Annotated in this window: 23 protein-coding genes and 3 pseudogenes; 17 read left to right on the forward strand and 9 right to left on the reverse strand. The window is 44.1% G+C overall.

The genetic code is table 11. From position 1 onward, the window contains the following. The first annotated feature begins 32 nt into the window (after nt 1-32). The 8 genes and pseudogenes from L0M13_RS03580 (at nt 33) to L0M13_RS03615 (ending at nt 9,229) form a co-directional block, all read left to right on the forward strand. Nucleotides 33-485, forward strand: a complete 453-nt coding sequence (locus L0M13_RS03580; protein WP_235198323.1) for a UPF0158 family protein — start codon at nt 33-35, stop codon at nt 483-485. A 389-nt stretch (nt 486-874) separates the two neighbouring features. Then, nucleotides 875-2,161 (forward strand): PQQ-dependent sugar dehydrogenase, encoded by a 1,287-nt coding sequence (locus L0M13_RS03585; RefSeq protein ID WP_235198324.1) that lies wholly within the window; start codon nt 875-877, stop codon nt 2,159-2,161. 314 nt (nt 2,162-2,475) lie between these two features. Then, nucleotides 2,476-2,595: pseudogene (locus L0M13_RS03590) on the forward strand (NAD(P)-binding protein); the annotation flags it as partial. 79 nt (nt 2,596-2,674) lie between these two features. After that, entirely contained in the window at nt 2,675-3,955 is a 1,281-nt protein-coding gene (locus L0M13_RS03595; RefSeq protein WP_235198325.1) for a phytoene desaturase family protein, read from the forward strand. A 113-nt stretch (nt 3,956-4,068) separates the two neighbouring features. Continuing rightward, a pseudogene (locus L0M13_RS03600) lies at nt 4,069-4,910 on the forward strand (aldo/keto reductase). Nucleotides 4,911-5,255: 345 nt separating this feature from the next. Then, nucleotides 5,256-5,879: an EcsC family protein gene (locus tag L0M13_RS03605; protein ID WP_235198326.1), complete on the forward strand. Its 624-nt coding sequence runs from the start codon at nt 5,256-5,258 to the stop codon at nt 5,877-5,879. A 189-nt stretch (nt 5,880-6,068) separates the two neighbouring features. Continuing rightward, on the forward strand, nt 6,069-6,662 hold the full coding sequence (locus L0M13_RS03610) for a DUF4230 domain-containing protein (RefSeq protein WP_235198327.1): 594 nt from the start codon (nt 6,069-6,071) through the stop codon (nt 6,660-6,662). A 296-nt stretch (nt 6,663-6,958) separates the two neighbouring features. After that, entirely contained in the window at nt 6,959-9,229 is a 2,271-nt protein-coding gene (locus L0M13_RS03615; RefSeq protein ID WP_235198328.1) for an ATP-binding cassette domain-containing protein, read from the forward strand. Nucleotides 9,230-9,517: 288 nt separating this feature from the next. On the opposite strand, the gene L0M13_RS03620 is transcribed toward L0M13_RS03615, so the two are convergent. The 4 genes from L0M13_RS03620 to L0M13_RS03635 all read right to left on the reverse strand — a co-directional run bounded on the left by L0M13_RS03620 (nt 9,518) and on the right by L0M13_RS03635 (nt 12,761). Further along, a complete protein-coding gene (locus L0M13_RS03620; protein WP_235198329.1) occupies nt 9,518-10,108 on the reverse strand; it encodes a hypothetical protein in 591 nt (196 codons plus the stop codon). Nucleotides 10,109-10,171: 63 nt separating this feature from the next. Beyond that, a complete protein-coding gene (locus L0M13_RS03625; protein ID WP_235198330.1) occupies nt 10,172-10,861 on the reverse strand; it encodes a GIY-YIG nuclease family protein in 690 nt (229 codons plus the stop codon). 261 nt (nt 10,862-11,122) lie between these two features. After that, complete coding sequence (locus L0M13_RS03630) at nt 11,123-11,578, reverse strand: hypothetical protein (RefSeq protein ID WP_235198331.1); 456 nt, start codon at nt 11,576-11,578, stop codon at nt 11,123-11,125. Between the two features lie 157 nt (nt 11,579-11,735). Next, nucleotides 11,736-12,761, reverse strand: a complete 1,026-nt coding sequence (locus L0M13_RS03635) for an STAS domain-containing protein (protein WP_235198332.1) — start codon at nt 12,759-12,761, stop codon at nt 11,736-11,738. A gap of 237 nt (nt 12,762-12,998) precedes the next feature. Between L0M13_RS03635 and L0M13_RS03640 the strand changes: the two genes are divergently transcribed. Beyond that, complete coding sequence (locus L0M13_RS03640) at nt 12,999-13,670, forward strand: Type 1 glutamine amidotransferase-like domain-containing protein (protein ID WP_235198333.1); 672 nt, start codon at nt 12,999-13,001, stop codon at nt 13,668-13,670. A 181-nt stretch (nt 13,671-13,851) separates the two neighbouring features. Here the strand turns inward: L0M13_RS03640 and L0M13_RS03645 are convergent, their stop codons facing one another. After that, entirely contained in the window at nt 13,852-14,664 is an 813-nt protein-coding gene (locus L0M13_RS03645; protein ID WP_235198334.1) for a CPBP family intramembrane glutamic endopeptidase, read from the reverse strand. Nucleotides 14,665-14,954: 290 nt separating this feature from the next. Between L0M13_RS03645 and L0M13_RS03650 the strand changes: the two genes are divergently transcribed. Further along, nucleotides 14,955-15,527, forward strand: a complete 573-nt coding sequence (locus L0M13_RS03650; protein WP_235198335.1) for a DUF2269 family protein — start codon at nt 14,955-14,957, stop codon at nt 15,525-15,527. 303 nt (nt 15,528-15,830) lie between these two features. Here the strand turns inward: L0M13_RS03650 and L0M13_RS03655 are convergent, their stop codons facing one another. The 4 genes from L0M13_RS03655 to L0M13_RS03670 form a co-directional block, all read right to left on the reverse strand. Continuing rightward, a complete protein-coding gene (locus L0M13_RS03655) occupies nt 15,831-16,823 on the reverse strand; it encodes an MsnO8 family LLM class oxidoreductase (protein ID WP_235198336.1) in 993 nt (330 codons plus the stop codon). A gap of 143 nt (nt 16,824-16,966) precedes the next feature. Further along, complete coding sequence (locus L0M13_RS03660; RefSeq protein ID WP_311195657.1) at nt 16,967-17,431, reverse strand: EAL-associated domain-containing protein; 465 nt, start codon at nt 17,429-17,431, stop codon at nt 16,967-16,969. Then, nucleotides 17,383-18,177 (reverse strand): EAL domain-containing protein, encoded by a 795-nt coding sequence (locus L0M13_RS03665; protein WP_235198337.1) that lies wholly within the window; start codon nt 18,175-18,177, stop codon nt 17,383-17,385. Before L0M13_RS03665 ends, L0M13_RS03660 begins: the two co-directional genes overlap by 49 nt. Nucleotides 18,178-18,341: 164 nt before the next feature. After that, nucleotides 18,342-19,385, reverse strand: a complete 1,044-nt coding sequence (locus L0M13_RS03670; RefSeq protein ID WP_235198338.1) for an aromatic acid exporter family protein — start codon at nt 19,383-19,385, stop codon at nt 18,342-18,344. Nucleotides 19,386-19,566: 181 nt separating this feature from the next. On the opposite strand from L0M13_RS03670, the gene L0M13_RS03675 reads away from it, so the two are divergent. The 7 genes and pseudogenes from L0M13_RS03675 (at nt 19,567) to L0M13_RS03705 (ending at nt 25,270) form a co-directional block, all read left to right on the forward strand. Then, complete coding sequence (locus L0M13_RS03675) at nt 19,567-20,367, forward strand: ABC transporter ATP-binding protein (protein WP_235198339.1); 801 nt, start codon at nt 19,567-19,569, stop codon at nt 20,365-20,367. Continuing rightward, the gene (locus tag L0M13_RS03680; protein WP_235198340.1) at nt 20,360-22,027 is read left to right on the forward strand and encodes a putative ABC exporter domain-containing protein; all 1,668 of its coding nucleotides are present in this window, start codon (nt 20,360-20,362) and stop codon (nt 22,025-22,027) included. The genes L0M13_RS03675 and L0M13_RS03680 overlap by 8 nt, the downstream gene beginning before the upstream one ends. Nucleotides 22,028-22,162: 135 nt before the next feature. Next, a pseudogene (locus L0M13_RS03685) lies at nt 22,163-22,713 on the forward strand (PadR family transcriptional regulator). Between the two features lie 2 nt (nt 22,714-22,715). Further along, the gene (locus tag L0M13_RS03690; RefSeq protein ID WP_235198341.1) at nt 22,716-23,195 is read left to right on the forward strand and encodes a DUF4188 domain-containing protein; all 480 of its coding nucleotides are present in this window, start codon (nt 22,716-22,718) and stop codon (nt 23,193-23,195) included. A 261-nt stretch (nt 23,196-23,456) separates the two neighbouring features. After that, on the forward strand, nt 23,457-24,248 hold the full coding sequence (locus tag L0M13_RS03695) for a DUF4143 domain-containing protein (protein ID WP_235198342.1): 792 nt from the start codon (nt 23,457-23,459) through the stop codon (nt 24,246-24,248). After that, a complete protein-coding gene (locus L0M13_RS03700; protein WP_235198343.1) occupies nt 24,223-24,807 on the forward strand; it encodes a hypothetical protein in 585 nt (194 codons plus the stop codon). Before L0M13_RS03695 ends, L0M13_RS03700 begins: the two co-directional genes overlap by 26 nt. Before the next feature lie 25 nt (nt 24,808-24,832). Then, entirely contained in the window at nt 24,833-25,270 is a 438-nt protein-coding gene (locus L0M13_RS03705) for a hypothetical protein (RefSeq protein ID WP_235198344.1), read from the forward strand. Nucleotides 25,271-25,302: the final 32 nt, after the last annotated feature.

Below are 25,302 nucleotides of genomic sequence, written 5' to 3' on the forward strand. Positions count from 1 at the left end.
AGTAAATTAGTTTGATATATGAGGTGTAATCCATGGATATTATCGCAGAGTTGGCACATGAATTTTTTTCTCAAGTTGAAGGTATGCGTGGCGTACTCAATCCTAAAACAGGTGAAGTTCTTGTCGACGCGCCAGAATCGTTTACAGGCGAACCTGGAATTGATTGGGAGGACGGATTGGCGGAAGTTTTGATGCTGGTCCCTGAGATGACTTCATCAGAAGCCCACCAGCTTAGAGAAGATTTTGCGAAACGATTAAGGGAATCGAAAGAGCGGACTAGCCTATTGCAGTCGTTAAAAAGAAATAAGCCGTTCAATCATTTCAGACTACAATTAGAATCCTTAGAAATGGAAGAGGACTGGTACAATCTTGAAGAAAAGTATGCGAAACAGCGAATCGTCGAATGGTTGAAAGAAGAAGGATTGTACTCGGAAATCGTGAGGTTTAATCAATCGCGGTTTAAAGAAAGAAATGATTCTCAATGATTTTAACCAGCACTACAATTTTTGGGTATCGCCTCCCAGGGAAAGAAACAATTCTAAACGATATTGACTATGAACTACAATTGCATATAAAAGATACTCTATCCTTTGAAGATATGATTCCGAGGGATAGAGTTTTATTATTTGTGCAGAAATTGGAGTTGTCAGGAGATGAGCCGCTCCTAGAGAGGCGTTTACAAGAATTTAGTAAACTCATGAAAAAAGAAAGATTATTATTTATTTTCAAATAATTATGATAACATTGTGATTAAATGGGTTTCATACTTTTAATGATGATATAGGATGTCTTAACCAATTTTTGATACTGAGTTTTAAGGGCTGCACTTTAATAGATATTCAGTTATACATATTAGAGAAAGGGAGGAAAAACAATGACGAAGGTTTCGTGGTCAAGGTTTTTATTCTTTTCAATGCTGATCTTTATATTGTCTTTGGCAGCATGTGGCAATGATGAAACTTCAACCGAAGAATCAACGGATGACTCGAATGCTGCAACAGAACAAAGCGCAGATGGAGAATCTGCAGAAACTGAACCGAAAGTTACTGAGTTTGAACCGGCATTTCCAGAACAAACAAGAGCACCTGCAGTAGTGACTGAAACAGAATATGATGTGGAAGTTATTGCTGAGGGTCTTGGCGTGTCTTGGGGGATGGAAGAGTTTGAACCAAACCGCTTGCTTGTTACGCAAAGAGATTCAGCAGAGCTTCTTATTGTAAACCTTAATGAGTTCGCTGTTTCAGAACCAATTGAAGGAACGCCAGAAGTAAATAGCGAAGGTCAGGGCGGTTTGCTTGATGTGGCTATTGCACCTGATTTTGACGAATCAAGATTGGTATTTCTGACGTTTTCTCAAGATGTCGAAGGGGGTACTTTAACGGCTCTCGGTAAAGGTGTTTTATCAGAAGATGAAGCCTCCCTTGAAGATTTCGAAGTCATCTTCCAAGCAGAACCAGCATATGATGGTGATTTGCACTATGGTGGACGTATTATCTTTGATGAAGAAGGCAACCTGTTCTTAACAACTGGTGAACGTTCAGATGATCCGATTCGCGAACGTGCACAAGACTTGGATGCTTACTTAGGTAAAGTCATTCACATTACACAAGACGGTGAAGCAGTGGATACGAATCCATTTATCGAAGATGAAGACGCACTGGATGGCATTTACAGCTATGGTCACCGTAATATTCAAGGTGTGGACTTCCACCCTGAAACAGGAGACTTATGGATTGTCGAATTCGGTCCACAAGCCGGGGATGAATTGAATATTGTTGAACCAGGCAATAATTATGGATGGCCGATTGTTTCTTATGGGATCGAGTATACCGGTGAATTGATCAATGATGGGATTTCAGAACACGAGGCGCAAGGCTTTATTGAACCAAGATATTATTGGGATCCAACAAGTGCGCCAAGTGGTAGTTCATTTTATGATAACGACGCAATTCCTGAATGGGAGAACAACTTGTTCATCGGTGGTTTAGTGTCGAGCTATATTGCACGTGTCGTTATTGAAGATGACACCATCGTTGGAGAAGAACGTCTATTAACCGACGAAGGCGAACGTTTCCGCGATATTCTTGTAACGGAGGATGGCGCGCTCATTGCAGCTACTGACGGCGGTAAGATTTATAAGATTTCTGCAGCAGGTGAATAAAAAACGCACCCCTGTATCAAAAAGGATTCAGTGTACTAACTAGAAATATATGAAGAAATAGCCGTATCTGCTAACCGCAATGGTTAATGGATACGGCTTTCGATTTTTATCAGCATCATTAGTTGTTCATGAATGTTTCGACACAGTGACGATCTGAAAATAGCTGGAAATGTAATCTTCCGGTTGTGCTTTGGAGATCACCTTCGTAAACACTTCCATAGTAAACATTCTGCAGCCCGGCTTTTGCAGTCGGGTTTTTTAGTAGCTATTTTTATTGATTATCGGCATGATGAAAGAAAAAGGGAGGCTGGAGCATGGGCAAACGGGTTTTGATCGTTGGAGCGGGAATCGGTGGATTGACGGCGGGTTCGCTGCTCGCGAAGCATGGCATGGAGGTGACGCTGCTCGAAGCATCAGCGGAACTGGGCGGATGCGCGAGCAAGTTCAAGCGTAAAAAGCTGCTGTTTCCGGTCGGCGCCACGCTTGGCATGGGGCTGGAGGCGGGCGGCATCCATGAGCCGGGTATTCCGTTTCCTGGACAAGCCAATGCCGCTCGAGCCGCTCGACCAAGTGATGGAAATGGTGCATCCCTATGCAACATTTGTATTTTTGAAAGACCGCAAACAGCACGTCGATCGCATTGTACAGGAATTCCCAAAATACGAACACAATATTCGCGCATTCTATAAAGAAATCTACCGGACCGCTTCAACTGTTCGGACGCTGATGGGACCGCTTCCTGCTCTGCCGCCTGCAACTCCCAAGGAATGGGCGTTTCTGTCCGCCTCCATCCGCCCTCGCCATGCGCGGCTTCTGCCACTTGCCAATCAAACCTTGGAGCAGCGCCTGCATAAGCATGGACTGGATCATCTGGCCGCTTTTCGTCACATGCTGGACGGCTTGCTGATCGACAGCATGCAAACCGGCAGCGAAGACGTCTCGTATCTGCTTGCAGCAGTGGCTCTCGATATCTACCATGAAGGCGCCTATTACGTGCCGGGCGGACTTTACCGTCTGGCGGAAGAGATGGCCGAAAGCATCAAGGAGCACGGCGGCACCATAAAAAAGCCGCGCACCGTCCAGAAACTCGAACGGCACGGCGGCGTGTGGCAAGCGTGGGATCATCGCGGCAATGTATATGAAGCGGAAGATGTGGTGCTCAACGTCCCGGTCCATCAGTTGCCGAAAATCCTGGCGCCGGATAAATTAAACCAAATGAAAAAGCCGTTGCGCGAAGCGACCGTAAAACCGATGTGGACGACGCTGACGCTGTATATTGCGGTGGATTCCACGAAGCTCAGCGAGCCGCTGCCGCCGTTCCGCCAAATTTCCACTGGCGAAAGTATGTCGGAAGGCGGCCACTTTTTCATGTCTGCATCACTTCCGGATGACCGACTGCGCGCCCCGGAAGGCATACAGACGATAACGATTTCCACTCATTCCGAAGCGCGGCATTGGAATACGAAAGAAAAATACGACGCCACCCGCAGCAGGCTGACGGAACGGATGCTGGAAGCTATTGAAGCAGTGGTTCCCGGTTTCCGAGATGCGATCGTCCACATGGAAACCGGCGCGCCGAAAGGCTGGGAACGTTTCACCGGACGGCCGAACGGCTTTGTCGGCGGATTTCCACAAACATTGGATGCCTCCCTCTTCAATGCCGTGTCCCACCACTCCGGGCTGCCAAATCTCTACATCTGCGGAGATCATGTGTTTCCGGGCGGCGGCACAATTGGCGCTGCAACCAGCGGCATCCATGCCGCGCGGTCGATTGCCGGACGCCGACTGATTTAATTTTGTTACTGCATACGTGCCAAAATGAATTGTATAACGGAGAAATCAGTATAATTTGAGTTCAAACCTCTTTAAGAGTAATCTTGAACTAAACCTGAGAGGAGTGAATATGGATGGAAAAAGCGATACCAGAAGTGACATTAAACGATGGAACAAAATTGCCGGTGACCGGACTCGGTACATATGGACTTTGGGGCAATGCCGGAGCGAATGCGGTGAGCAGCGGAATCAATGCCGGTTACCGGCTGATTGATACGGCTTATAATTATGAGAATGAGGGAGCTGTCGGGGAAGGCATCAAGCGCAGCGGCGTTTCGCGCGAAGAGCTATGGATTACTTCGAAGCTGCCAGGGCGTTATCATAATTACGAAAAAGCGTTGGTGGCGATTCAGGAATCGCTGTACCGTTCGAATCTCGATTACTTCGATCTATACGTGATTCATTGGCCGCTTCCGAAACAAGATCTCTACGTAGAAGCGTGGCAAGCCTTGATAGATGCGCAGAAATGGGGGCTGGTCCGCTCAATCGGCGTCAGCAATTTCTTGCCGGAACATTTAGAGCGCATTATTCAAGAAACAGGGGTTACGCCGAGCATCAATCAGGTGGAACTGCATCCGTTCTTTAATCAGGAAGAGCAGCGGCGCGTGCATGAACAGCTCGGGATTCAAACACAGTCCTGGAGCCCGATTGCGAGAGCGGCTGATATTATGTCAGATGAAACGGTTCGAAAGATTGCCGAAACCCACCATAAAACGATTGCGCAAGTCGTACTGCGCTGGCAATACCAGATCGGTTCGGTTTCGATTCCGCGTTCCACTTCGCCGCAGCGGCAGCGGAAAACATCAATATTTTTGATTTTGAGTTAAGCGAAGCGGAAATGACGGCGATTGCTGGAATGACCCGGCCGGACGGCAGATTGTTTGGTATGGATCCGGCGACGCATGAAGAGTTTTAAGGATTTTCAACTTATTTGGTATACAGAATATGCAGAACCAAAATCATAATTTGCAAGGAAGCGCTCGGTTATACTAGGCGCTTCTTTTTTTATGAACAGAACTAATAACAAAGTAAATCATAATTTCGAATTAGAGAATGAGATGATTAATTTAAGACTAATCGAATTAACCTTTGAGTAGAAACTTTGATATGAGATTAATTAATTTAGGAACAAATATGCTCCGCTCAATTTTTTCTGTCATTCCTTACTTTTTTATCCTTTTATTAAAAAATAAGGAGTTATTTTCTTGAACACCTGTTAAACTAAAATTCAATAAACTTAGTTTTATTTAGGAGGAATAGTGTGGCTGCAAATGAAGTTTCCATAGGTAAGATAGAAAAAATGTTGGATTGGGCATATGAGAAATCATTAGATGGGATTCCAGGGACGGACTCAGCTTATGAAATGGCCGAGAATTTTTTATCGAAACATGATACTGCTGATCAAGCTATCGACAGCTTAATTCGGTGGCAAAATACAAAAGCAGCCACTAGTGGCTTTCTTACGGGGTTAGGCGGGATAATTGTTCTGCCTGTTACATTACCCGCAAATATTGCTTCTGTAATGTATGTACAAGTTCGAATGATTGCAGCTATTGCACATATGAAAGGCTATGACTTAAAAGACGATCAAGTTAAAACTTTCGTTTTTGTATGTCTAACAGGAAAATCAGCTTCGGATATATTAAAAAAGACGGGCATCCAAGCAGGAAATGCCTTCGCTAAACAAGCCGTCCTGAGAATACCTGGTGAAGTCATTAAAGCAATAAATAAAAAAGTCGGTTTCAGACTGGTAACTAGGTTCGGGCAAAAAGGTGTAGTGAATTTAGGTAAAGCAATACCTATAGCTGGGGGAATTATCGGGGGGACAGTCGACGGAATAGGAACGGGGATAATTGGAAAGACAGCCAAGAAAGTGTTTGTCTGAACACCCTCATTTAAAGCGGTTTTTCCGGGAGAATACTTCCTAGTCTAACTATATAACGACTGCCACTTTCAAACGGCAAGAAATTTTACGAGTTAAATTAATCTAAGTATATTCATTCGTATTAAAAGCAGAGGAATCTTTTAACTCGCTATACTAATAAGTGCAATAATATGTGAGGAGCACATACAAATGAAAAAAAGATTAGTCGGAGTTATTCTTTCGATGTTGTTTATTGTAATTGTTGGTTTAGTTGTCATTATTCAATTCACTCCATTTGGAAATACTGCTAGCCAAAGTTCTCATACATCCATACTCCAAGAGAGAATCGTAGAGATATCAGAATTGGCAACATTGAAGTATGAATATAGCAAAGCAATGGTAAAGCGGGATGACAAGAAAATTTTGCTTACAGATATTAGCTTTGCAGAGACAATAAAGCTTGTAGAGTATACAGGATATATGAAAGCGGGTTCGGATCTTTCGAAAGTGGAAGTGGACTATGACGAAGCAGGTAAACAAGTAACAGTCAGAGTTCCTAAAGCGAAAATTCTCGATAATGTTGTGCAGACCGAGAATATGAAGATAGAAGATGTAAAAGGAAATATCTTCTCAGACCCTCCTACTCAGGAAATTATTGATGATATTAACGAAGAGAAAATGAAATTTGAAGAAGAGAAAATCGACCAAGGATTTTTGACGGAGGCAGATAAAAGAACAGCAGAAGTTTTGAAATCTTTCTTAAGAGTCGAAGAAGATGAGGAAATTGTCATTGAGTTTTATTGAAAATAGTGTTCTAGAAAAAGCTGAATTCTAAAAGAGTTTTATCATTAAGTTAAAAAATGAATAAGACCTGTCATCTGTTTTCCAGAGGTAGGTCTTATTTTCATCTTTGAGATGATTAATAATCATTGATGAACTTCCGTGACCTCTCTTATCAATTTAATCCAATCTTCCCGCTTAACCGCTCATTCAACTATGGAGCGGATTTTTTTATACCCGCTTGTGTAAGCCCACCCAAAATAGGGAACTCTTTTAATTAGCAGGGAAACCCCTGGTCGAATTTAAAGGAGGCTTTCAAAATGCCAGATAAAAGAGATGAAATCATTTTGCGGGGGCTCCGTGAAAATAATTTGAAGAATATTGATTTGAATATCCCGAAAGAAAAGATAAATGTATTTACCGGCCTGTCAGGTTCGGGAAAGAGCTCGGTTGTCTTTGATACGCTCGCGACGGAGAGCAGACGGCAGATGACGTTGAATTATCCGCTTTACGTCCGGCACCAGATGCCGCGGTATGAGCGGCCGGAAGCGGATTTGATGCAGAATTTAAGTCCGGTGGTCGTGGTGGAACAGAAACCGGTCCGGGGCAATTCGCGCTCGACGGTGGGCACGTATACAGACATTGATCCGCTCGTCCGGCTTCTGTTCTCACGGATCGGCAGCCCATCGATCGGTTCAGCTACTGAGTTTTCGAGTGACAGTTCGTTCGGGAAATGCCCGGAATGCAGCGGTTTCGGTGAAATCGTGGCGCCGGATGTCCACAAGCTCATCGACCACTCGAAGTCGTTGCGGGAGCGCGCGGTGAGATTCAAGCCGCTCGCACCTCCAGGCTGGCAAGGCCGGTGGATGGTGGACGGCGGGTTATTCGACCCCGATCTTCCCATCAAAGATTATCCGGAAGATAAATACAATCTGCTCGTCTATGGGCCGAAGGAAGGCGAGCAGGCATTTAGCAGGTATTATTACAAAGTGGGCAGCCGGAACATCGAATGGGACGGCATTCTTCCGCGGTTCATTCGTTTGTACATTAACCGGGACCTTACGAAGCTGAAAAACGTTTCTCAGGAAGATGTGCTCGCGGTGACATCGCATACCCCGTGTCCGACTTGCGAAGGTTCGGGATTGAATCCGAAAGTATTGGAATCCAAAATCAACGGCCTCAACATCGCCGATTATGCCCGGCTGGAATTGACGGAACTGCTCGGTGAACTGGAAAATATAAAAGATCCGATCGGCACGTCGATTGCTGAGCAAGCTTACCCAAGTGTCAAACAGCTGGTGGATCTCGGATTGGGCTATTTGAGTCTTTCGCGGAAAATGGGGACCTTGTCGGGCGGGGAAGCACAGCGCGTGAAAATTGCCCGTCACCTCGGCAGTAGCTTGAATAACATTACGTATATTTTCGACGAACCAAGTGCAGGGCTTCATTCGGAGGAGATTGATATGCTGACGCGTATGCTGGAAGATTTACGGGACAATTACAATACGGTCGTCGTGATCGAACACAATTTAGCGGTCATTAAAACGGCGGATGAAATCATCGAACTGGGTCCAAAAGCGGGCGTGGGCGGCGGCGAAGTGGTTTATCAAGGCACACAGGATGGCTTGAAGAAAGCTTCCGCCATCACCGATTTAGATCATAAAGTCATCATTAACGAAAATTCGCGAAAGGCGGAAGAGAGTTTCTCCATCAAAAATGCCTCGGCCAATAACTTGAAAAATGTCAGTGTGGAAATCCCGAAAAATGTATTGGTTTCGGTATGCGGCGTTTCCGGTTCCGGCAAGAGTTCTTTATTGTTCGGCGCATTTGCGGACAACTACCCCGAAACCATTGCGGTGAATCAAGGCAGCATCGGCACGTCGAGCCGTTCGACACTTGCAACCTATATGGGGATCATGGATGATATCCGGTCGATTCTGGCAAAAGAAACCGGACAACCGGTAGGATTGTTCAGTTTTAATTCGACTGGAGCCTGTCCGGTCTGCGAAGGAAAAGGCGTCACCACGCCGGATGTGGCGTTTGCGGATCCCGTGACGGTCACCTGTGAAGCCTGCAAAGGAACGCGGTATTCCGATGAAGCCTTGTCGCATCGTTACTTAGGAAAAAATATCGTGGAAATCTTAGAGTTGTCGATTGAAGAAACCAATCAGTATTTGAAAATGCCGAAAATCATCAAAAAAGTGGATACGCTAAAAGACGTTGGCTTAGGCTACCTGACACTCGGACAGACGACCAGTTCGCTCAGCGGGGGCGAAGTGCAGCGCCTCAAACTCGCCAGCCACTTGAAAAAAGAAGGACAGATCTATTTGCTGGATGAGCCGTCACTCGGTCTGCACACAAAGGATAATGCGCTTCTACTAGACGTTTTCCAAGGGCTCGTCGACAAAGGGAATTCGGTCATCCTCATTGAACACAACCTGAACTTTATCGCCGCGAGCGATTGGGTCATCGAAATGGGCCCAGGTGGCGGGAAAAGAGGCGGCGAAGTTCTATTTGAAGGCACGCCGGAAGCGATGTTGGAGGCGGGGACGTTGACGGCGAAGTGGTTGAAGAAGGGTTTAGAGGGGTAAAAGAGTTCTTCTGAGTGGGGAGGCATTAATAAACTTTCCGTTAAGTTTTATACAAATGAATTCTTGTTTAACTTTCTCTGGATAGAATCGTTTTTGGGCCATATAAAAAAACATCTCCAATATCGTTTTTACTTCAGGCGACATTGGAGATGGTTTTTTGTTTTGTTTAATTTAATTGGGGATTGTGTCGTTCCTAGGGAAATAAGGTTTCAAGTCATAAAGTACAAAAGTATGTAGGCCATTCTAAATTATCCCTTTAAGTATTTCGTTATCCAGGAAAGAAATTATCTACAGAAAGTCCTTTTTAATAACCTCAATATCCCTTCTGGTCTGCGCATGAATAAAGGCATACAGTTCTTTAGACGAATTACTCTCAATAATAATCTTGAATTTTTCTAAAAGCCGATCAAAGCCTTCAAAGTAATTACTCTGATATGCTGGATTGTTATATATTTTTAAATACTCCTGATAATCCAGTACAGCCAATTGATCTTCCGTTTGAACTAATAAGGAATTCCAGTTCTTAATTTTTTTAGAATAGAGGGGTTTTTTAACGATTAATTCTTGTTCTTCCTCTTTATGAATTTGGGAAATGAAATTTTCTACTTCATGCTTAAGTTTAATTAATTGGCTTCTATTTTGAGTATTTAAGTCTATGGTTTTGTAGCCTTTAAACTGCTTTTTTCGAATATGATCGGCAGTATTTTCTGCTTTCTTTTCTACTTTATTGTCCTTAAAATCCTTTATTTTTTTAGTTCCGGCTGCAATTAGAGGAGCTGCGGCCGTCGCAATATCTTTATTCTCTTTTACAAACTTGAGAACTTTTGGACCGTGCACCTTTGCAGTGTCCATAACCAGTTTGACCGGTATTTTAGCCATGTAAATCCTCCTAGTGGAAAATATAATAGAAATTCGTACGAAACCTGATGTTTGCACATTATTTTACTTTTCTTTTAGAACGCCTGCCGCAACCAAATTCTTTAAAGCACCTTTATTTTTGAACCGGAAGTATCCGCTTAACCTGTTTAAGTCTTTTTGTGTCACTGCAGATAAATCTGTAGCCAGCTCGTATTCGTTTTCAAGCTTTGTAAGCAATGTCTTCGCGAATTCTACTTGTTTTGGCGTTAATAGTTTATCTTCTTTATTTTCAACGTCTTCTCTCCTTACTGGATTTTTCTTTTCTTCAGCAGGGAAGATGGTTTGGTTAATTTCATCTGTATACTTTCCAGCTCTTATCCATGTCAGGTCTTCCTTGTTTAATGCAAACCATTCTCCTTCAAGTCTCTTGTCAGAAAAGTGTTTATGGAAAGCAACTTCTGTCTGATGATGGTTGCCAGTTTTAATGAGGAAAATAAGTTTGTTTTCGAAAGGCAATTTCACACCGAAGATATTCATTCTTTTTTCTAGATTTTTTGTCTTGCCAATTTTGAAAGAGCCGTTCATGTATTCTTGTACAAAGTAAATATAGCCGGGTGCTTTGCCTTGGAGGTCAGGCGAATCAATGATTTGTTCAAGTTCATAGCGATTTGATTCAAAAAGATAAATCTTTTGTGGCTGGATTCCAGGGGGAGTAACGAGTTGTTCAGGGGCAGTTTTAGAAGAGAAAAGTTTATTGAAAATGTTTTTTACCATGTGTGAACGTCCTCCGTCTCAGTTTTAATGTCTGATGCAATTATAACTTAAAAAAGGGAATTATTTCTTATGAATATCAAATTATGTAAATTGTAATCAGATTTTAAGATGATTTTATTTTCATTTTCTCAAATGTTTTCCTGAAGACTTAAGAGAAAATAACAACTTGTTTAGGTTAGGGAAAGTAGAGTTAAAAAAATAAGACCTGGCATCCGATTTCAGATGGCAGGTCTTTTTGGTGATTTGAAAGGTGATCATTAATTATTGATGAACTTCCGTAATCTCTCTCATCAACTCGATCCAATCTTCCCGCTTAAAGTCATACAGGTCCAGTTCGATTTTGCGCAGAACCAAATGGATGCTGTCGAACTGTTCATTTGACCGGAATCGCCACCAGCTTTTCACGGTCGGCGCTTTAACGCCTGGCGCGTAATACATCAATGTACGTTCAGGGTTGACGATATCTTCTACCCGGTCCGCGTCCAAGTAATCGTGCGGGAAATCGATATAGAGGCCAAGGGCTGCTTTATGGGGCGTGATGTACCCGATTTTATGCAGAGAATCCCGGTCCTTCTTTTCAAGAGAATCACTCCAAGGCACCGGTTTGCTGCTGGCAATCAAAAATCGGCCGTCCTCTTGCTGTTCAATCGTGCAATTTGGTAGGCTGTTAAATACTTCGAGCACTTCGCCCATTTGTTTCGTTACGGATTTATTCACGTTGCCACTCCTTCAATTAAACTATTCGTCCTATCATAATTCAAAACCCCATTGCTGTAAATAACCATAGGCTCTCTATCAAAAGAATCCGCTTGATCGAAATGAAAAATCGCCCCGCTTTCAAAAGAGGAAAGAGTAGACGATTTAAAAGGATTTATTAGCAGCCAGCTTTTGAAATGGTTCGTCCGCTTTTGCCGAGCGCATAGTAGATGCCGTGCTGCAGGCTTTTCAGGCATTCGAATTTGTTCAAGTCGTTGCCGGATTGGGCAATCACCATCGCCAGTTCCGGCGACACGCCGACCAATATCGTTTCGATGCCGAGCAGGCGGGCAGAAGCGCCGAGTTTATCGATCAGCCGCGCTGTGTGTTCAGAAATGTGTTTGTGCAGACCGGTCAGATCAAGCAAGAGGTAATGCGCCCGGTGTCTCGGCAATTCACTCAAAGTGTTGAGGATCAAATCTTCCGAACGGTCTTCATCGTAGTTGCCGATCATCGGCACGACCACGATGTTTTCCAATACCGGGATGATCGGCGACGAAATTTCTTTCACCAAATTCTGCAGCATCTTCGTTTTCTCATCAACCATTCGCTCGAGTTCTTGAATCTTTAGAGCTTCCTGTCTTCTGGACATCTCGTGGATGTTCGATTGCACGGTGATGTCGGAAGGATAGTATTCAACGATGCTGTAGGCATTTTCTTCATTCTGATATTGGACGGTTTTGTACCAGAAGTTCGTGCCGAAAAGGCCGGTGAATACGCCGGCGTAATGAGAAGGAACAAATATGCCATCGAGGCCTTTCTGTTTTTGCTGGTTCATTTTAAATTCCCAGTCATCTTGTATATGAAGTGTGAATTGTTTCGTCTCTTCGTTTATCTTCACAATTTTGGCTTTTCCCCAGCCGGCGGAAGCATATGTATTGGCTAACCATTCGACTACATTTGACGTGTTGATGTTTTTCATGTGCAAAAACCCTTCGCCAACGACGACGCCTTGGCGGAAACCGGTCGTTTCCAACACCAGTTTTGTTGCTTCCGTTCCTGCAATTTCCCGGATAGAGTCAAAGAAGGTTTCCATGGCTGAAATCCAAAAGAACACGACGTCTCCGCCATCGAATAATACTTCCGCTGTCTCTAAATCCCATTTCAAATCCACATCGCCGACTGTAATTTGTTTTTTCGTCATCTTAAGTATTCCTCCGATTCACTGGCTATTCTCATTAGTTAACTAACGTTGAACATAAGTTCCGTATGTTATTCCCCAAGCTGCAGAAAACTATGCACTCCAAAATAAAAATTTTTTGTCTATAGAGCGGAACCTACGCGGGTTATAATCAAACCAGGAGAATTCTCAGAAACTTAAACAATCGATAGATCTCTTGGAAGGTATGGCGTTTTCAAGGGGAAATCAACGGGGGTCAATATGAAAACACATTACTATTTAGGATGGTTCACTCAATTCTTCCCGGAACAACTTGGGAAGTGGATACAGAAGGATATTAAGGATAGGAAATCGCTTGTGATAATCAGCGGAAATCCGTGGGGTAATGAAGAGGACGGGACTTCGGAACTTTCGTGGCTTGCTCATGAAGGGATCCGGTTTGAAGAATATCACCGGATCCATTCACGAGTGCCGATAGATGAGGCTCATACTTTGCTTCAGAATGCTTCTGCTATTTTCCTGTTGGGCGGAAATACGCTTGAACAAAACCGCTTTTTGGCAGACTATGGTCTGGCGAAGGAGATCCGGAAAAGCGAGGCTGTTGTGCTCGGAGCAAGTGCGGGTGCCATTAACATGTCAGCCAAATGGTTCTGCTCAAGAAACTTTGGATATGAAGTAGAGGAGAGTTCCGTTTACGATGGCGTGGGTCTTGACGATTTTTCAGTGCTGTCCCATTTTGATCTGGAAAACAATATGGACATGGTTCAAAAAGAGCTGTCCCATTTATCGAAGGAAATGAACATCTATGCGTCGAACAAGGATTGCGGCATTCGCGTTAATGGAGAAAAAATCGATATCTTCGGCGATGTATATTTGATTTCCCATGCAGAGATTCGGAAACTGGATGAAACGTCTGTTTCGGAGCTAGTTTAATCCTTAATATATGCATATGACTTTCTTCTAAAGTGGTTGGTGGGAATGGAAGCGGCGACTCCTGCGGGAACAACACGAGCGGAAGACCTCTGACTGAGCACAGCGAAGGAAGGTCTGAAACCGTGCCCGCGGAAAGCGTCCGCTGGAATGGACACCAGCCACTTTTGGGACAACTCCGTTTTTAATCCATTAAACGCTTCCTGCTTTTATTCAAATTCCGAACGAGCCAAAGGATAAAAAGAAGCAGCAACGCCGAGCTGATAATTAGCGTAATAAGGTTTGGCACAGCTTTTGTATTCAAGTCGTTCATGCTCGTCACCACCAGCCATTCTGGAAAAGAAGGGTCGACGGCGTATTGGAAAACAGAGAGGACGTTGTTAAACAGGTGGAGCAGAATCGGTACCAGCAGCGTGCCAGTTTTTAAATACAGGAGGGAAGCCACTACTGCAAATAGGAAAGCACCGAAGATATTAATGTGAAACGCGCTGAAAATGAGGCTGGATAAGCCGACGCCTTTCCATAAACCAAGTGATGCAACGAGCCGGTGCATGAGCACGCCGCGGAAGACGAATTCTTCTGCAATCGGCGCGATGACCGCGATGATGAAACCGTTCGCGGCGAGATACCACAATTCACCCGGAAGCGGCTGCGGGGTGAGCGCGATTTCGACGGCAATTGGGGAGACGGATACGAGCCCCCGCAGCATCAGCCAGTAGATGCTGAGGGAAAATGCCATGACGAGCAAGGTGAGCCCGGCGATGGGCAGAAGCCAGCGTGCGGTGCCTTTGAAAAAGAAAATTTGGCGCACTTTGATGCCGTATTTCCGGAAATAGAAGCTGCAGATCCAAATGGGCAGGACGGTGTAAAAAGCCAGGAGAAAGACGGTCAATTGAAGATAGGTGCTGCCAGCAGCTTGCAGCAAGAGAGAAATCGATACAATGGCGGCGACTGTCATAATGCCGATTACATACCGGGAACGCATCTCTTCAAACATCCGCATCGCTTCCTTTTGGAGGTTTTTATTCAAGTTCATAGTTGTTTTCATCATATCATGTCAAGTTATTATAAACTAAAAATTCAGATAAATTATAGATTTTAATAGTGGGATGGCGTATAATGAGTACGAAAATAATTGCACCGGAGGATTTTATGTAAGGCTAAAGACACTCAAAAGGGAGGGCTGCGCATCAGAAATCAGAAAATCATCAAGTGACCTTATTAGCAACTGACACAGTATGCGGAAACCATTTTACTGACGACTTAACTGGAGAAGAGGAAAAAACGATGCTTTACAATATTGTGTTGTTTCTCCATATTGCGGGTGCAGTGATCATGTTTATGGCGATTGCGATTTTGGCTTTGTCGATGCTTTCCATGCTGCAATCGAAAGACACGGAAAATGTGAAACGGTGGTCGGGCCTTGCGGTGAAAACGGATGTCTTGTTTCCGATGAGCACTTTGTTGATCATTGTGCCGGCTTTGTACCTTGTCTTTTCCACTTGGGGCTGGGGCACGGCTTGGATCAACGTCTCTTTGGCAGCACTTCTTGGCGCCAGCTTTTTAGGTCCGGTCATCAATCTTCGCCGGCTAAAAGGGATATTGGCTGCGGCTGAAGCGGAAACGGATGTGGTGCCTTCGATCAGCTTGATGAATAAAGTACGGGACCGGGTTCTGTGGAATTCCGTTTCGATTATGGCCATGCTGGCTGTAGGGATTCTGTTCTTGATGGCGGTGAAACTCGCCTTGTTCGGTTCACTCCTTACAATGGCGCTTGCTGTCGCCATCGGCTTTGGTTTGGCGCAGTTTGTCCTGAACAAAACGAGACCGGATACTACTGCGGATCCAGTATCATTTTAATAAAAAGCCGTATCCATTGAGGGATACGGCTTTTGTCTGTTCTATTAAAGTAAATGCTTCGCCAGCAACCGATGAATTTCCAACTGCTTTTTCTAGGAAGCGAAAGCAAGAATGATTTCGAATAAAAAACGGCTAAGTGCTCATAGAATCCCGATTCCTGCTCATAGAATGCTGAAAAGTGCTCATAGAACTCCCAAAAGTGATCATAGAACGTCGATAACTGCTCATAGAATTCCCGATCCCGCTCATAGAATTTCAGAAGCGCTCCAGCCCCGAATAAAATCGATGAATCAGCTTACTCTTCTATAATAAATGCTTCGCCAATAACCGGTAAGCATCCAAGCGCTTTTCCTGCGAATGCGGGATGCTGCAGATCATCGCTTCTTCAAAGCCGTATTGCTGCTGTTCTTGCTGCAATTGGTCCGCAACGTCTTTTGCAGAGCCGACTAAATGGATGTTGCGGCTCGCCTGGATTTGCATGCGGTCCATTTCCGTGAGTGCCGAATTCTGCGCTTCTTCTGGTGTCATGAGCGGCATGATGCGGCCTTTCATTAACATCAAACGCGAAATGTCCTGCGGCAAGGCTTCGTATTCCGCTTCTTCTGCGGTTTCAGCGGTTGTCACTAAATACGACACCGAGATTTCCGGTTTTTCCATGAAAGCGGAAGGGACGAAATTCGCCCGGTACGAGTCCAAGATGTCTTTCGTCATGCCACCGGTGAAGAACTGGGCAAACGAATAGCCGACGCCCATTCTTCCTGCTTCGTATGCGCTATTGCCGCTTGAACCCAGCAGCCATGCTTCCGGCAACTGGATATGCGTCGGCGAAGCGATCGCTTTATTGTAGATGCTGCTTTCCGGCACTTCGTCGTTGATCAGTTTCAGCGCCGTGTCGAATTTCCCGTACATATCATCGGTCATGGCCCGGCGTCCTTGGGACAAGGCATAAATCGAACTATGGTCGCCGCCCGGTGCGCGTCCGACGCCAAAATCGATGCGGCCTGGAGCGAGGGCGCTCAATGTTTTAAAGACTTCCGCCAGTTTTAAAGGCGAATAATGCATCATCATGACGCCGCCTGTGCCGATGCGGATCCGTTCCGTTTTCGCGCTTAAATAAGCGGCCGTGACTTCAGGGGCTGAGCTTGAAAACGCACCCGAGCCGTGGTGTTCCGCCATCCACATGCGTGTGTAACCTAATTCGTCAGCGAGAACCGCAAGTTCCACCGCTTTTTTCATCGCTGCTTCTGCTGTATTTCCAGCTGTGACAGGTGCTTGGTCCAATACACTTAATTTCATCTATCTAACTTCCTTCCTTATATGGCAAGTTTGCATAATAAGGAGTATAGCAGTCTGTCATGGTGAAATCACTTTATCTGTTTGAAGGAAAAAAGCCATCCCGCAAGCCGTCTTGATGACCCGTCGGAATGGCTTTTCGTTTTTTATTGAAACAGTAAATAGTCTTTATCGTTGATATAAGAAGGGCTGATATCGACGAATAGGAAATACTGGTCCGGCAGCGGATAGCTGAAGGTGCGGATCATTTCACCGGTTTCGATATCCGAATACGTATCGGATAGGATACCGTGGTGCAGCGTTCGCATGCGCATCGTATTCTCTAAGAAATACGGACGGAAAGCCCAATGGGAGCCTTTTTGGTGAGGTTCGACTTCCCAACGCTCTTCGCGTTTTCGGAAGTTGGAAGACACTTGCTGGCCTTCGCTGTCGCAAATGTACATCCGGAAACTTTCTTCATGGAAAGGCGCAGTGATGTTCTCGATAAAGCGGTCGGCTTCAGGTTCTCCATGCCACTCCGGAATCGCCTTTTTCACTTTGGCTTCGCAGAGGGAAGAAAACGTCAGCCGGGCTTCGATGAGCGATTTCTCACGTTTGACGAATTCCTGTATATGCGCCGCGTGTCGATGGCTAAGGAATCTGCCAACTCAAAATCCGGTTTCGCTAAATAAAACCCTTGGTAGAAGCGGCCGCCGTTTTTCCAGGCGAATTGCAGCTGGTGGCTGTCTTCGATAGTTTCATACAGGAACACCGACCCGATCCGGCGCGCCAAAACCGTCAGCGAATAAATGATGTCTTGAAAAACGGCGGGATTGTTGTTGCGGATCAGCCCCGTATCGATTTTGAAGATATGCGGCTTCAATTGGCGGATGCGGTCGATGTTGGAGCTTTTGGCCCCGACGTGATCGACGGCGATTTTGATACCGTAAGTTTTATAGTAGAGAAGCAAATGGTTCAGGACATCGAAATCCTCTTCAAAATCGTGCTCCGTGATTTCCAGCACAATCCGTTCCATCGAAAATCCCCTTTGTTCGAGCTGCCGCAACGTATGCAAGAAATCTTCTCCGCCGTTGACCAGCAGCTGCTTGGCGTTCCGGTTGATGAAGAGGAGACCGGAGTTGTCCGTCCTAAGCATCTCCGTTACCGCTTTTTGCAGAAGATCTTGATCGACTTCAATTTTAAATTCATCCGGAACATCCGGATCATGAAAGAAATCGCCCAGGCTTATCCAAGTGCCATCGTCTTCAAACCGGCCGAGCACCTCGTAGCCGATGACCTTGTGTTTCTCGGCACTCACAATCGGCTGGAAGGCAGGCTTCGCTTTATGCAGATTTTCAAGTATAAATAACGGATCCATTGCGGGACCTCCTTTGTGTCGTCGCGAATAAGGTAGATTTAAATAGTTTAGCGGAATTGAGGGGATTGTTCAAATACACTTCTCGGTTTCCAAAAACAAAACGGCAATGCCAGAAAAATTATATTTCTGGCATTGCCGTTTTTTTAAAAAATATTCCATTGATTTTATTCCGCTTCCGCCGCAGCTTTCACGGTGCCCGGATTGAAGAACTTATCCACCAAATCGTAAATCATGATGAGCTCATACAGGATCTTGAACTGGGGCGGGAATAGGACAGGCTGCAAGGCATCGCTGGTCGATGCGCTTTTGCTGTCGTCCCAGAAGAAATCGGTAATGATTTTTAATTGGTGCTGATGCTTTTCGTGATTGTAGCTGGTGGAATTTTGCAAGTCGTCCGCCAGTTCTGCTACGGCGTGCATAATGATATTCCGCTCCGCCGGGGTCCACTTCAAATTATCCAGTGGAATCCGAAGCAAAGCATCCAAATGGAATTCGAGATTATGCAAAAACAGCAATTGCCTTTCCGCCATCTGAAGCTTCGTTTCCCGGTTGCGGACTTTTGCGTACAAACTGAAATCATCCCGCTGGAACTGAATCAGCTTCTCCGCCTTTTGGATTTCCGTCGTCAGCCGCTTCACAAGCTCTTTGTCTTCCTGCAAGTTTGCATCGCCTTCAAAGAGGATGGTGTGGAAAGTGTGTTCGAGCATTCTTCCGGCCTGTGCACTGATTCGCTGAATACTTTTTAGAATGTCCCGCTGGTAATTCGGCGGGAAAATGAGCATATTCACCGCAGTAGATACTAGGAGACCGATCGTCGTGGTGCCCAGCCGAATGAAGAATGCGATTAGGACATGATCATGGATGACTTCGATCATCGCAACGGCTGTCAATGTGGCAACAAGCAGACCGTCATGCAACTTAAGTCTGGAGCAGACTAAAATCGTCGCAACTGCAGCGAGGGCATACGTAATCGGGGAATTCCCGAACAGGGTTATGAAAAGAACCGCAAAGGCAGAACCGATCGCAGAGGCAGGGAACCTGACCAGCCCCTTTTTAATCGAATCACTGACTGTCGGTTCGATCGTTACAATTGCCGTGATAACCGCAAAGACAGGCGGCCAGCCAAACCATTCGCAAATGATGGCTGTTAAAAAAATGGCGATTCCGGTTTTTAAAATCCGGCTGCCATTGAAATGAAAGGGGCGCATAAGATTTTGACCACCTCTCCTTTTCTAAGAAATTTTACCGAAGTATAGTATATCATCTATTACAAGTCGGACTCTACGAGAATTTTATCTGCGGGCTATTTTCTTCGAATTTAAAACTAACTCCCAATTTCAACCAGTTAAATGTTAGAATAAACACACAATTAATTTATGGGGTGTTTAAATGGAGGCAGGAAGCGAAAATGTATTATCGATCAAGAATTTAACGATGAGCTATGGCAGCAAGAACGTATTGAACGGCATCAATCTTGAAGTGAAGAAAGGCGAGATCATCGGATACATCGGACCAAATGGGGCTGGAAAAAGTTCCACCGTTAAAATCATGTTGGGGCTGATTGATGATTATGGGGGAGATGTGGTGATTTTCGGACACAATATTTCGACCGGCGATCCGTCGTATAAAAGGAAGATCGGCTACGTGCCGGAAAATGCGGAAGCATACGACAACCTGACAGCGATGGAGTATTTGATCTTTACCGGAGAGCTGTACGGCATGGAACGGGACGTCGCAGAGATGAAAGCGGAGCGGCTGCTCGAGCAATTCGAATTGCAGGATGCCCGCCATTCGAGGCTTTCTTCGTTTTCAAAAGGCATGAAGCAAAAAGTGCTGATTACGGCGAGCCTTCTGCACGATCCGGATTTACTGTTTTGGGATGAACCGCTCAGCGGACTGGATGCCAACAGCATGATGGTCATTCAGGAAATCTTGGCGCAGCTCGCAGCACAAGGGAAAACGATCTTTTATTCCTCGCATATTATGGACTTGGTGGAGAAGATCAGCAACCGCATTGTTCTCTTAGTCAAAGGGGAAGTGGTGGCGGATGCGACGTTTGAAGAGCTGAAGGAAATGAGCGAGGAAGGTTCGCTTTCCGGGATTTTCAATCAATTGACGGGCTTTACGGAGCACCGCAGCAAAGCCCGCGACTTTGTATCGATTGTGCAGGGAGGCCAAACGGATGCGTGAATTCCAGTCCTTGAAGGTCCTTGCGGTATTTAAAGGCATTTTCACAAGGCTCGGTGTGGATTACGCGATGATGGAGAAAATCCTGCAAATCAAATTGACGATGGACGAACGGCGCGTACCGACGATTTTCAACGATACCGGCAAGAAAAAAGAAGGCAATCAATTCCTGAAGTCGCTTTGGGTGTATGGCTTATACGGATTGATCCTCATTCCATTTTTGTTGATCGGAGAAAATTACATCTTTCAGATGAGCCTTGCTTTTGGCATGATTCTCTTCATTTTGATGACATCGATGATTTCCGATTTTTCGGCTGTGCTGTTAGATGTCCGGGATAAAAACATCATCCAGACAAAGCCGGTTACGAGAAGGACGATTGCTGCGGCGAAGATTGTCCATATCATGATTTACATAGCGTTTGTGACCGTAGCTTTTACAGCCATTCCGTTTGTTGTCGGATTGGTTAATCACGGCTTTTTCTTCGCGGTGATCTTCCTGGTTGAATTGATATTGACCGTATTGTTGGTCGTCGTCCTTACTTCGTTATTGTATTTGGTGATTTTGCGGTTCTTCGATGGAGACAAGCTCAAAGACATCATCAATTATGTGCAGATCTTGTTGTCGGTTGGGGTAGTGGTCGGCTATCAAGTATTGATCCGGGCGTTTGACTTTGTGGATTTGGATTTGGCGTATTCGTTTAGCTGGTGGCATTTGCTCATTCCGCCCATTTGGTACGGAGCACCTTTTGAAGTGTTTTTAAACGGCGGTTCTGCAAATTATTTGATCGTCTTTACGGTGCTTGCTGTACTGGTGCCGATCATTGCGATTTTAAGTTATGCGAAGCTGATGCCTTCGTTTGAACGCAATTTGGAGAAATTATTGAGCGATACGAAGAAGCGGAAAAAGAAAAGGAATTGGGTGGATGAAATGGGAGCCAAGCTCTTATGCCGCTCGAAAGAAGAACGGATTTTCTTCCGTTTTGCAGCGTCGATGATGAAAAAAGAACGGGAATTCAAATTGAAGGTGTTCCCGGCGCTTGGCATGTCGCTGTTCTTCCCGTTTCTTTTCGTTTTCACTTATCCGAGAGAAGGCGGATTGGAAGAAATTGCGGGCGGCAACATGTTTTTATTCATCTACTTCTGCAATTTCATGATTCCGAGCCTTGTTTACATGCTGCGGTTTTCGGAAGGCTATAAAGGGGGCTGGCTGTTCAGGGCGGCGCCGATTGAAAAAACGTCTCGTGCCTATAGTGGAGCATTGAAAGCTTTTTTCATGAAGTTGTATTCGCCAGTTTTTCTCGTAGTTGCGATTTTCTTTCTCTGGATTTTCACAGCGAGAATCCTGCCTGATCTTGCAGCGGTCTTCCTTGGCGGTCTTTTGCAAACCTTGATCACGCATAAAGTGGTGACTGAAGACGAGTTTCCGTTCTCTGCGTCGTTTGAGTTCGCCCAGGATGCTGGGACCGGGAAAATGCTCGCTCTTACCTTAATGACTTTCGGTTTTGTGGCTGCCCATTTCATCGCAACCGCAACAACTTGGGGAATATACGTGTACCTCGTTGTTTTACTCGTGGCATTGTGGATTGGCTGGAAACGGGTGTTTCCGGAAAATCGAAGGAGAGAGAAGGAAGACTCCGGTTTTGCCTTAAATCAAACGGATTAAAAAAATACAGAAGGAACACATCTATCAAATTGGATGTGTTCTTTTTTATTTTATTGATAAAAAATCTTTTAATTCTGTTAATTCGAGAGTATGATGTATCTAATAGATATATATCTTTTAGATAGGATGTGCCAATTGAAAACTTACAATCAAACGACTTATGCCATTCTTGGATTATTAACAACTGACTGCAGATCAGGCTATGCCATCAAACAGATGATTGACCGAAGCTTGAACCATTTCTGGAAAATCAGCTACGGCCAAATTTATCCGACTTTAAAGCTGATAGTCGACGAAGGCTTGGCGACTATCAATGCATCATCCGAGGATTCGAAACCGGGCAAGAATGAATATGAGCTGACGCCAAAAGGAAAAGAAGTGTTAAAAAGTTGGCTCGAGGAACCGATTGAGCAGATTCCGGTAGAGCGGAATGAGATTTTGCTGAAGCTTTTTTTCGGCAGCCATCAGTCAAAAGAAAAAACCATCGAGCAATTGGAAGAATATAAATTAAAATTGGAAACCGCTACGCTGCGTATTCCGGAATTGAACAGATGCTCACGAATGATTATGGGGAAGGAGAGGACACGAAATATTGGCTCTTCACATTGGACTACGGAAAACGGACTGCCAAAGCCGCAATCGAATGGTGCACGGTTACGCTTGAAGAGGTTTCGAAGGAGGAATAGAAATGGCTAAAGAAGTTTTCACCGGACGTTTCACGACTGAGAACCATGAGAACATCGTCGTTTTCCTTATCGGCATGCGAATCAATAAATGGCGCGCAGTGAATAAGTGGCTTCCCGTTTTTAACGCCATGCCCGGAATGATCAAAGAGCTCTATACCCATAAAGAAGAACTCGGCTTCATCTCAATGGAGAATTATTTTGGACTGCAAACCACCGTCATGATCCAGTATTGGCGGTCAACTGAAGACCTCATGGCTTATGCAAAAAATGAGAAGCACCTGGCTGCATGGAAAAACTTCAACCAAAAAATCGGCAATAACGACGCCGTCGGAATCTATCACGAGACCTATGAAGTGCCCGCAGGAAATTACGAATCTGTGTACGGGAATATGCCTCTTTACGGTTTAGGAAAAGCATTGAATCATATTCCGATTACGGCAGAGCGCGGTCGGCACGGAAGCGGCTCAGTAAAGAGGCGTTGAGACAGGCAGATGTTCAATAGAAGTTATAATGTTAAAGAATAAATGGAGAACAGCCATGGACAGATAATAAAGCCGAATTCCTTAAGTAAATTGAGGAATTCGGTTTTTGTTTATTGCAAGGAATTTTATTGTTTAAAAATGGAAATTAAAGCTTTTATAAATTATCATTTATGGTACTATTTACATAATGATTTAAAGTAGTTAAAAAGGTTCATTTGAAAAAGTTATACATTCTGTTTTATGTTGAAAGAAGTGATATGGATGATCAGTGAAATCAAAGGGAAAATTTCAAGCACGGGGAGCAACTTAAGTGATCGGCTCGAAGATAAACTAACCGGTGACTTTTTTGGCGCACTCCGTTATTTGCCTTTTGAGCAGGGACTTAAAGGGATATTAGAAGAAGTAGAATTTACGAATGCAGTTGAAAACGAAGAGTGGGTTCAATTTCTTAATAGACAGTCGGGGTTTGATTTGAATTATCGATTTTGGCCGCGTCATTCAAAAGGAGAAATTGATTTGCTTTTGGAGTTTGAAGATACCTTAGTAGGAATTGAAGTGAAATATCGGAGTGGGATTTCTTCGGAGGATAGCGGCGAGATTGTCAGCTACGACCAGAGTCTCCATCAACTTTCAAAATACTCGCATATGATGGAAAGCTTGGCGAATACGAAAAGAACGTACTTAATATTCCTAGCGCCATTTCCAATACAAAATCTTGTTCAACAGGGAATTGGAATTGACTTTAATATAGCTTCTTCTGTGCCAATGGGATTTATTAATTGGGAAGATATCCATACGAAGTTAGTGAAGATGGAAAGCGCCACTTTAGAAGGCACACCGAAATATATCTTTTCAGATGTAAGAGAATTACTAGAAGTAAAAGGGTTAAAAAGATTTAATGGATTTGAAAATCTTTTAGAAGAAGTTACCATTCACTATTCCCCGTATAAATATGAAGGGTTGAAAACAATTTCAAAATCATCATGGGCTTGGCCAGATTATCAATTTGAAGAGGAGAATAATGCATATGTCTATCACACAAACAAAGGGTGAAAGTATCATTCAAGCAACTAAGTTATTGAAAGAAACCTATAGAAATTTGAATATACTTTTTCAAGAGTTGGATCGAGTCGGAGAGGAAGAAGGCTATGTAGCCATCAATCCTAAATACATGCGTTATAAATCGGATACGGATACGACTGGATGGATGACGACTAACTTTATTAAATTGTATGTGAAGACTGATAAAATCCTTGAATCTATTGAAGATATCAGAGACTTGGATTGGTACGGGATCATGGTGGATTTAACAGATGATGATGAAAACGTGATCCCTATAGTCTCTGTTATTCGTTATCAATACGATCAATCACATTGGAGCCGGCTTCCTGCCGTATCAGACCACTGGATATTCTGGTCACCATTTTATGAAGGAGACTATACGATTATCCGAGAAGATAACAAATGGCATATTGACGCAAAAGGCAAAGCAAAGAAAAAGCACAACGGATTCGAAAAACTGGCAGCTATAGATGTACCGCTATTTGATTTGAAATCACCGGAAGATGTTCGCGAAAAGGTGTTTAAGAATTTTGAGGGATTGGAATTCTAAACTATTGTGGAAGGAGAAGATTAAGATGAAAGAAGTATTGTCAGTACCTGGAGGAAGAACAATAAAGATTGTGAAAAAATATTTGATTCATGCACATCCACATCCTCGATCATATAAGGCTGCTCAATATATGACGATTCGTGAACGTGGAGGTATCATGGATACACTTTACAGTGTTCAAAGTGAACTTATTCTTAGACCTTTAGAGAACAATTGGGAAAAAGAAATTAAAATATTTAATGAAGAAATTCAAAAAAGATTAAAAAGTTATATTGCTGACAGAGCAGCAGATTTTGGGTTTGGAGAAAAGGAAGAGTATAAATTTTATCTCTTAAATATTGAAAAAGAACTGAAGCATAAACCTCGAACTGATGGACCTCTTCAAACTCATTCATATTATACATTAGGTGAATTAACTAGTGGTAGAGAGATAGTTCTTAGCGAATCGAAACTAAATAAATAATTAAATCGTATTACAGCCATAAGGGGGGATAA

It is taken from the genome of Planococcus sp. 107-1 (assembly GCF_021513255.1).
Classification (GTDB): Bacteria; Bacillota; Bacilli; order Bacillales_A; family Planococcaceae; genus Planococcus.

Coding starts and splice junctions, on each gene's coding strand:
- L0M13_RS03580 (WP_235198323.1), top strand. CDS start 33: ATGGATATTATCGCAGAGTTGGCACATGAATTTTTTTCTCAAGTTGAA.
- L0M13_RS03585 (WP_235198324.1), top strand. CDS start 875: ATGACGAAGGTTTCGTGGTCAAGGTTTTTATTCTTTTCAATGCTGATC.
- L0M13_RS03595 (WP_235198325.1), top strand. CDS start 2,675: ATGAGCCGGGTATTCCGTTTCCTGGACAAGCCAATGCCGCTCGAGCCG.
- L0M13_RS03610 (WP_235198327.1), top strand. CDS start 6,069: ATGAAAAAAAGATTAGTCGGAGTTATTCTTTCGATGTTGTTTATTGTA.
- L0M13_RS03615 (WP_235198328.1), top strand. CDS start 6,959: ATGCCAGATAAAAGAGATGAAATCATTTTGCGGGGGCTCCGTGAAAAT.
- L0M13_RS03620 (WP_235198329.1), bottom strand. CDS start 10,108: ATGGCTAAAATACCGGTCAAACTGGTTATGGACACTGCAAAGGTGCAC.
- L0M13_RS03625 (WP_235198330.1), bottom strand. CDS start 10,861: ATGGTAAAAAACATTTTCAATAAACTTTTCTCTTCTAAAACTGCCCCT.
- L0M13_RS03635 (WP_235198332.1), bottom strand. CDS start 12,761: ATGACGAAAAAACAAATTACAGTCGGCGATGTGGATTTGAAATGGGAT.
- L0M13_RS03640 (WP_235198333.1), top strand. CDS start 12,999: ATGAAAACACATTACTATTTAGGATGGTTCACTCAATTCTTCCCGGAA.
- L0M13_RS03645 (WP_235198334.1), bottom strand. CDS start 14,664: ATGTTTGAAGAGATGCGTTCCCGGTATGTAATCGGCATTATGACAGTC.
- L0M13_RS03650 (WP_235198335.1), top strand. CDS start 14,955: ATGCTTTACAATATTGTGTTGTTTCTCCATATTGCGGGTGCAGTGATC.
- L0M13_RS03655 (WP_235198336.1), bottom strand. CDS start 16,823: ATGAAATTAAGTGTATTGGACCAAGCACCTGTCACAGCTGGAAATACA.
- L0M13_RS03665 (WP_235198337.1), bottom strand. CDS start 18,177: ATGGATCCGTTATTTATACTTGAAAATCTGCATAAAGCGAAGCCTGCC.
- L0M13_RS03670 (WP_235198338.1), bottom strand. CDS start 19,385: ATGCGCCCCTTTCATTTCAATGGCAGCCGGATTTTAAAAACCGGAATC.
- L0M13_RS03675 (WP_235198339.1), top strand. CDS start 19,567: ATGGAGGCAGGAAGCGAAAATGTATTATCGATCAAGAATTTAACGATG.
- L0M13_RS03680 (WP_235198340.1), top strand. CDS start 20,360: ATGCGTGAATTCCAGTCCTTGAAGGTCCTTGCGGTATTTAAAGGCATT.
- L0M13_RS03690 (WP_235198341.1), top strand. CDS start 22,716: ATGGCTAAAGAAGTTTTCACCGGACGTTTCACGACTGAGAACCATGAG.
- L0M13_RS03695 (WP_235198342.1), top strand. CDS start 23,457: ATGATCAGTGAAATCAAAGGGAAAATTTCAAGCACGGGGAGCAACTTA.
- L0M13_RS03700 (WP_235198343.1), top strand. CDS start 24,223: ATGTCTATCACACAAACAAAGGGTGAAAGTATCATTCAAGCAACTAAG.
- L0M13_RS03705 (WP_235198344.1), top strand. CDS start 24,833: ATGAAAGAAGTATTGTCAGTACCTGGAGGAAGAACAATAAAGATTGTG.